Below are 6,325 nucleotides of genomic sequence, written 5' to 3' on the forward strand. Positions count from 1 at the left end.
TGGTCGTGGTCGGCGGTGCCGTCGTGGTCGTGGTCGGCGGTGCCGTCGTGGTCGTGGTCGGCGGTGCCGTCGTGGTCGTCGTCGGCGGTGCCGTCGTGGTCGTCGTCGGCGGCGCCGTCGTGGTCGTCGTCGGCGGCGCCGTGGTCGTCGTCGTGGTCGGCGGCGTCGCCGGAGCGCAACCGGTGCTGGTGATGACGTTGTCGTCCAGCGTCACGCTCCCGTTGCGGGCGAGCGCCCGCCCCTGGACCGTCGCACCGGTCTGTACGGAGATCGACGTCAGGGCCAGGATCGTGCCGATGAACGCGGTGCCCGTGCCCAGCGTCGCCGAGCTGCCCACCTGCCAGAACACGTTGCACGCGTTGGCCCCGTTGATCAGCACGACGCTGCTGTTCGAGGCGGTGATCAGCGTCGATCCGGCCTGGAACAGGAACACGGAGTCCGACTGGCCCTGCCCGTCCAGGGTCAGGGTCCCCGTGAGCCCGAGGGTCACGTTGCCGTAGGTGCCGGCGGTCAGGGTCCGCCCGCCCAGCTCGGTGGCCACGCTGGTCGTCGGGGTCTGTCCCGCGGCGTTGTTGTACGCGACGGTCAGGTCGGACTGCGCCTGTGCCGCAACGGCATCGGCGGAGTGCTGCGACCCGTTCACCAGACCCGGCGGGAACCCGGTCACCGCGGTGCCCGGGCTGACCCCGAGATCGCCGGAGATCGCCGACGGCCCGGTGTTGGTCACCTGCTGGCCCGCCAGCACCGCGAAGCTGGCCGCGGTCCCCAGTGGTACGGCCGTCGCCGCGCTGGCGGACCCGCTGAACACCACCATCAGCACCGACGTCAACAGCGCGATCGCTCCGCCGAGCGCGGCGCCGACGCGGCCGCGCCTGGTCTGTGTGGAGTGCTTCATGACGTGTGATCCCCCAGCGGGCTTCGAGTCGTTGACGTGCCGGAAACGGTGAGGGTGCGTGCGTGCGGCACCGGGGAGCGGGTCCGCGTCCCGGCGCGGCTCCGGAAGGCGAACTGCATCGTCGGAGCCGTCACGGAACAGTCATGCGGAAATGTGTGAGGTCGGGAATTGCGGTCGCATCCAGTCGCGCACCGCTACCGGTAGGATCCGGCCCTACTTGCTTCATGTTCGCCAGCGCTGCTTGCACCTTGACAAGTCACAGAATCACCTTTGTAGGGGAAGGTGTCAAGCGGCGCTACGCAGAGTGGCAAGCGGCAGTGACGTTCCAGCGCGACGCGGCACGGCATCGGCCCCGATCCGGACCGGGCCGTCCCGTCGCGAGCGCACAGAGTTCGAAGATTGGCGAGGCGGAGTGTTGATCGACCCACCCGACGCGGACGGGCCGTCGCTGACCCTCCACCAGCTCATACGGTCACACATGGACGCGCGCGGCTGGTCCTACTCGGACCTCGAGCGGCAGTCCGACGGCGCCCTGAGCCGCGGCCGGTGGCAGCAGCTGGGCTCCGGCGTGGAGCAGAAGCGCTTCCCCGACCCGGCGTCGCTCCTTGTGATCGCGCGGGTACTGGACGTCGACATCACCACTGTCGTTCTCGCGGCCGCCCAGGCCGTAGGTCTGTCCGTCACGCCCGTGGGCGGCGACCTCGCCCACCTGCTCCCGCCGGGCACCGACCGCCTGTCCGAAAGAATGCGCGACGCGATCCTGATGGTGATCCGCGCCGGCGTGGCCGATCTGCCCGACCGCCACGGCGAGCGCGGCGACCAGCAGTCCCTCGAGTGGCCGAAGTCCGCGGCGCCGTCCCGCCGTCACCGGAACGGCCCAGCGCCGGCCTCTGACGATCACGGTAAGTGAGAATTTCTCGTCTTCAGCGGGGCGGCTGCGCTTCTCGGTTAGTGAAGTCCGGTAACCGAAACGTCGGTGGGGCGCAGGCGATGTAGGGGAGTACCACTTTCACCGCGACACATCTCCGTCGTGGCCCATTCGCAGAGTGCTGACGAGGCGTCCAGACCTCGCGACGGCCAGCGCCCCGCCGCACCGAAGGGAGCTGCATGGTGTGCTCCCCACCGCGCAAGCCTCATGGTCATCAGCTGTCCGGCTGCCGCCGACGTACTCGCCGAGGAACTCAGCCACATGGTGCACGTCGTCCACACACCGATGCCCGACACCGTCGCGCGACTCGACACCTCGTCCCGTCGCTGGGTGCTCTACCTCGATTCCGACAGTCCCCCGCAGGACCTCTGCTGGGCGATGTTCGGCGTACTCGGCGTGCTCCTGCACGGCCGGGACGCCACGGCGGCCGCCGAGCCGGTCCCCCGTCTGCGCCTGGTTCCCGACGTGCCCTGCTCGTGAAGGACCCGGGAGCCTGAGAGCGGACGTGCGTGGGCGCGCTTCGGTCGTGGACGTCGGCGCGCGCGCGAGGCGGGTGGGCGAGGACTTCTCATGGGCACCGGTGTCCGCATCGCCGACGGCGTGGTGGTCGATCCCCGCGACGGCACGCTGACCCCGCACCAGGACGTCACCGTGGCGGCCGACCGGATCGTCGGGGTCGGCGCGTCGACGGGTCCGGCGGTCGGGGACGACGTCGACGGCACGGGGCGCTTCGCGGTGCCCGGCTACGTCGACATGCACGCCCACCCGTTGGGCCGCAAGGACCCGACCGACGCGCTGTGGCTGATGACCGCGTTCGGGATCACCGGCTAACCGGTAGATGGCGGGCAGCCCGGACCTCCTGGCCCGGCGCCGCGCCGGCACGCTCGACTTCGGTCCCCGCACCCCGCGGCTGGTCGCACTGTGCGGAGACCTGCTCACCCCGATGAACGCCGGCACGCCGGAGGCGGCGGCCGCGGAGGTGGCCCGGCAGGCGGCGGCGGGAGCCGACTTGGTCAAGGCCGCCCTCATCACCGCCGACCTCCTGCCCGCCGCCCAGGCCGAGGCCGCCCGGCACGGCATCGCGGTGCTCGGCCACCTGCCGGCGGGAGTGGACGTGCAGGCCGCCTCGCGGGCGGGCTTCCGGTCGATCGAGCACGTCGGTCCGGGGCTCGGGGTGATCGCGGGCTGCTCGTGTGCCGAGGCGCAGGTCCTCGCCGAGCAGCCGACCGGACCGCGGATCCCCTCCCCCCGGTCAGGCTGCCGTTCCTGGACCGCGTCGTCGGCCGGATCGTGGCGAAGGCGGTCGTCAACCCGTCCCTGCGCACGTCAGCGGCGTCGCTGACCGCCACCCGGCACGCCCTCGACACCTGCCTGACGAGGACGAGGAGGGGTCGGCCTGCTCGCGGGCACCGACGCGGTGGGGGCGGCGTGGGTGGTGCCGGGCGCGTCGCTGCACGACGGGTTCGACCTGCTGGCCGAGGCCGGCCTGAGCCCGTTGCGGATCCTGCCGACCGCGACGTCGGACGCGACCCGCTTCCTGGGCGCGGAGGACACCGCCGGGACGGTGGCCGCAGGGAGGAACGCCGACCTGGTGCTGCTCGACGCCGATCCCACCGCCTCCGTGGCCAACCTGCACGCGGTCAGCGGGGTGGTCTGCCGCGGACTGGCCCTCTCCGGCGCCGACCTGGAGACTGCCAAGCACGACCTGCAGGGTCGCGTCGCCTGACCGCTCGCCTGTTCACCGTCGAACACCGGAGGTTCCCCGTGCCCGAGACGATCGTCCGCGACGGCCAGCGCATCGCCTACACCGACCACGGAGGTGACGGCCCCGTCGTGGTGGCGCTGCACAGCTTCCTGATGGACGGCACGATGTTCGCCCCGCAGGTCGAGGCCTGGCGGGGAGGCCTCCGCGTCATCACGGTGGACGAACGCGGTCACGGCGACACCCCGGCCGACGGCCCGTTCGACTACTGGGACGTCGCTCGTGACGTGCTGGAGCTGCTGGACGAGCTCGGCATCGAGCGGGCCGCGGTGGTCGGGACGAGCCAGGGCGGCTTCATCGCGTTGCGCACGGCGCTCCTCGCGCCCGACCGGATCTCGGCGTTGGGCCTCCTCGGCACCTCGGCCGCCCCCGAGGACCCCGAGGTGGCCGCGCAGTACCGCGAGCTGGCTGCGGGTTGGGTCGCCCACGGCCCCGCCGACCAGCTGATCGACACGGTCGCGGCGATCTGTCTCGGCACCCTGCCCGCGGAGTACTGGAAAGCCCGCTGGCGCACGGTCTCCGGTGAGCACTTCGACCGGATCCTCGGAGTCCTCGTCGAGCGGGACGGCCTGCTCGAACGGCTGCCGGAGATCACGGCCCCCGCTCTCGTCCTGCACGGCTCCGCCGACGCCGCCTACCCGGTGGAGAAGGCCCGCCAGATCGCCGACGGCCTGCCGGCGGCGGAGCCGCTCGTCGTCGTGGAGGGTGGCGCACACTTCCTGAGCCTCACCGATGCGGCGTCCGTCACCGGCCCGCTGACGGAGTTCCTCCGCAAGCACGCCTGACCGGGGCCCGCCGCGGCCCCCGGTCATCGAGCCGGCCCGGCGCCTCGTGCAGGACCAGCAGCACCTGCAGGTCGAGCGCCCGCTTCCGCCGGCCGTGCCCGAGCAGTCGTGAGCCGCTGGTGGAGCGTGTGGCGATCGCGACCGTGCCGGGACTACCCGCCCGTGACGTCACCCGCGGTTCGCAGGCCGGCTGCGCAACCCCGCGCTGGTGCGTCCGGCGGTCATCGTCGCGGGAGCCGCCTCCGCGGCCGGCGTCGCCGTCACCTACCTGCCGCTCGCGGTCGCCACGCAGACCGCCTGGGTCGCCCTGCTCCTGCAGCCGGCCTCCTCGACCGCGGGACGCTGGTTCCCCGGCCGGCTCGACGACCGCCGCGGCCAGACGCGGCTGCTCGTGGTCGCCGGGTGCGGTGGTGTTCGGCGCTCGCCGCCCACCTCGTGGACGAACTACGCCTCGTGGTGACCCCGAGCCTCGCCGGGGCCGGCAAGCGGCTGTTCGACGGCGGCGACCTCCAGCGCTTCGAGCTCCTCAGCTCGGGCCGCTCCGATGGCTGCCCGCACCTCCACTACCACCGCAGCGCCTGAGCGGGGTGCTCATCCTCCGACCGGATCGGCGCGCCGTTTCCCGGACCGCTCGGCCCGCAGCCGGGCCTCCTCGCGCTGGGCCTCGGCCCGGGTGCTGCGCTCGCGGCGCAGCCACTCCGGCTGCTCCTCCTTCAACGCCGCGATCTGGGCGGTGGTCAGCGGCTCCGTGATCTCGGCACGGGCCAGCCCGGAGATCGACACCCCGAGGCGGTCCGCGACGACCTGGCGGGGATGCGGCCCGTTGCGTCGCAGCTCGCGCAACCACTCGGGCGGATCGGCCTGCAGGGCGTCGAGCTCCTCGCGCGAGACCGGCCCGGCCCGGAACTCCTCGGGTGTGGCGTCGGGGTGCACGCCGAGCTTCTTCGCCGCCGTCGCGGGCTTCATCGTCTGGGTCGACCTCTGCCGCGTCATGTACCCAGGATATCGGGGCGGGACCTGCCGATAGCCTGGGCCGGTGACCGAGCCGAGCGACGCCCCCGTCTTCCGGCTCGGCTACGTCCCGGGCGTCACGCCGGGCAAATGGGCACGGATCTGGGCCGAGCGCCGTCCCCACGTCCCGCTGGAGCTGGTCACGGTCACCACGGACGAGGCGGTGGAGCTGATCCGGACCGGCGCACTGGACGCCGCGGTGGTCCGGCTGCCCATCGACCGGACCGGGCTGCACGCGATCCCGCTCTACACCGAGACCACCGTGGCCGTCGTCCCCACGGGGCACGTCGTCACCGCGGCCGAGGAGGCCACGGTCGCGGACCTGGCCGACGAGATCGTCCTCCGCCCGGAGGACGACACGCTCGTCTGGCCCGGTGACCGGCCGGGGCGGCCGGCTGCGGCCGCCCCCGCGACGACGGCCGAGGCGATCAAGCTCGTCGCCGCGGGCGTCGGCGTCCTGGTCGTCCCCCAGTCCCTGGCCCGCCTCCACCACCGCCGCGACCTCACCTACCGACCGCTGGCCGACGCGCCGGGGTCGGGCGTCGCGCTCGCCTGGCCGGATGCCGAGAACACGGAGCTGATGGAGGAGTTCATCGGGATCGTGCGGGGGCGCACGGTCAACAGCTCACGCACGCCCCGGCGGGACGAGATCCCGGCACCGGACAAACCCGCCCCCCCGAAGAAGAACGGTGCACGGCGCCCTCCGGCCCGGCGCGGTTCGCGCAACACTCGGCGGTGACGTCAGCGGCCTCCGCCATCGCGTCAACCGCGGATCTCTGGCTCGAGTTGATCGCCGACACTTCGATGATCCGATTTGGTGGGCAGCGATACCGAGAACATTGAGCGGGCGACGGGAATCGAACCCGTGTAGCTAGTGGCTCGACACGCAACGTTGGCCGGGTAATTGATCTCGGTCCTTGACCCGGCCAGGCTGCCCGCACGTC

Annotated in this window: 12 protein-coding genes; 9 read left to right on the forward strand and 3 right to left on the reverse strand. The window is 72.7% G+C overall.

Annotated features, from left to right (window positions below; all coding sequences use genetic code 11):
* Positions 1 to 895, reverse strand: an 895-nt coding sequence (locus BGP03_RS26935) for an ice-binding family protein (RefSeq protein WP_299737970.1), incomplete at its 3' end; no start/stop codon positions are given.
* Between the two features lie 478 nt (positions 896 to 1,373).
* Between BGP03_RS26935 and BGP03_RS26940 the strand changes: the two genes are divergently transcribed.
* The 8 genes from BGP03_RS26940 to BGP03_RS26975 all read left to right on the forward strand — a co-directional run bounded on the left by BGP03_RS26940 (position 1,374) and on the right by BGP03_RS26975 (position 4,952).
* Positions 1,374 to 1,805: a hypothetical protein gene (locus BGP03_RS26940; protein ID WP_298799746.1), complete on the forward strand. Its 432-nt coding sequence runs from the start codon at positions 1,374 to 1,376 to the stop codon at positions 1,803 to 1,805.
* Between the two features lie 225 nt (positions 1,806 to 2,030).
* A complete protein-coding gene (locus BGP03_RS26945; RefSeq protein WP_296370942.1) occupies positions 2,031 to 2,303 on the forward strand; it encodes a hypothetical protein in 273 nt (90 codons plus the stop codon).
* 90 nt (positions 2,304 to 2,393) lie between these two features.
* Positions 2,394 to 2,654 (forward strand): hypothetical protein, encoded by a 261-nt coding sequence (locus tag BGP03_RS26950; RefSeq protein ID WP_296370943.1) that lies wholly within the window; start codon positions 2,394 to 2,396, stop codon positions 2,652 to 2,654.
* A gap of 7 nt (positions 2,655 to 2,661) precedes the next feature.
* Positions 2,662 to 3,165 carry a hypothetical protein gene (locus BGP03_RS26955; protein ID WP_298799745.1) on the forward strand — a complete coding sequence of 168 codons (504 nt, stop codon included), beginning with the start codon at positions 2,662 to 2,664 and terminating at the stop codon, positions 3,163 to 3,165.
* A 54-nt stretch (positions 3,166 to 3,219) separates the two neighbouring features.
* Positions 3,220 to 3,549: an amidohydrolase family protein gene (locus BGP03_RS26960; protein WP_296370961.1), complete on the forward strand. Its 330-nt coding sequence runs from the start codon at positions 3,220 to 3,222 to the stop codon at positions 3,547 to 3,549.
* Between the two features lie 38 nt (positions 3,550 to 3,587).
* The gene (locus BGP03_RS26965) at positions 3,588 to 4,370 is read left to right on the forward strand and encodes an alpha/beta hydrolase (RefSeq protein ID WP_298799744.1); all 783 of its coding nucleotides are present in this window, start codon (positions 3,588 to 3,590) and stop codon (positions 4,368 to 4,370) included.
* A gap of 208 nt (positions 4,371 to 4,578) precedes the next feature.
* Entirely contained in the window at positions 4,579 to 4,830 is a 252-nt protein-coding gene (locus BGP03_RS26970) for a hypothetical protein (RefSeq protein ID WP_298799743.1), read from the forward strand.
* Complete coding sequence (locus BGP03_RS26975) at positions 4,824 to 4,952, forward strand: hypothetical protein (RefSeq protein ID WP_296370946.1); 129 nt, start codon at positions 4,824 to 4,826, stop codon at positions 4,950 to 4,952. Before BGP03_RS26970 ends, BGP03_RS26975 begins: the two co-directional genes overlap by 7 nt.
* 9 nt (positions 4,953 to 4,961) lie before the next feature.
* Here the strand turns inward: BGP03_RS26975 and BGP03_RS26980 are convergent, their stop codons facing one another.
* Entirely contained in the window at positions 4,962 to 5,363 is a 402-nt protein-coding gene (locus tag BGP03_RS26980) for a DUF5997 family protein (protein ID WP_296370947.1), read from the reverse strand.
* A 43-nt stretch (positions 5,364 to 5,406) separates the two neighbouring features.
* Between BGP03_RS26980 and BGP03_RS26985 the strand changes: the two genes are divergently transcribed.
* Positions 5,407 to 6,120, forward strand: a complete 714-nt coding sequence (locus tag BGP03_RS26985) for a LysR substrate-binding domain-containing protein (RefSeq protein ID WP_298799742.1) — start codon at positions 5,407 to 5,409, stop codon at positions 6,118 to 6,120.
* Positions 6,121 to 6,143: 23 nt separating this feature from the next.
* On the opposite strand, the gene BGP03_RS26990 is transcribed toward BGP03_RS26985, so the two are convergent.
* Positions 6,144 to 6,325 (reverse strand): hypothetical protein (locus BGP03_RS26990; RefSeq protein WP_299737979.1); only part of this gene is annotated, 182 nt, incomplete at its 5' end.

It is taken from the genome of Pseudonocardia sp. 73-21 (assembly GCF_001899645.1).
In the GTDB taxonomy this organism is placed as follows: domain Bacteria; phylum Actinomycetota; class Actinomycetes; order Mycobacteriales; family Pseudonocardiaceae; genus Pseudonocardia.

What these genes read in the sequence shown, in the direction of transcription:
- BGP03_RS26955 (WP_298799745.1), top strand. Translation starts at nt 2,662, where the DNA reads ATGGCGGGCAGCCCGGACCTCCTGGCCCGGCGCCGCGCCGGCACGCTC.
- BGP03_RS26945 (WP_296370942.1), top strand. Translation starts at nt 2,031, where the DNA reads ATGGTCATCAGCTGTCCGGCTGCCGCCGACGTACTCGCCGAGGAACTC.
- BGP03_RS26940 (WP_298799746.1), top strand. Translation starts at nt 1,374, where the DNA reads ATGGACGCGCGCGGCTGGTCCTACTCGGACCTCGAGCGGCAGTCCGAC.
- BGP03_RS26980 (WP_296370947.1), bottom strand. Translation starts at nt 5,363, where the DNA reads ATGACGCGGCAGAGGTCGACCCAGACGATGAAGCCCGCGACGGCGGCG.
- BGP03_RS26950 (WP_296370943.1), top strand. Translation starts at nt 2,394, where the DNA reads ATGGGCACCGGTGTCCGCATCGCCGACGGCGTGGTGGTCGATCCCCGC.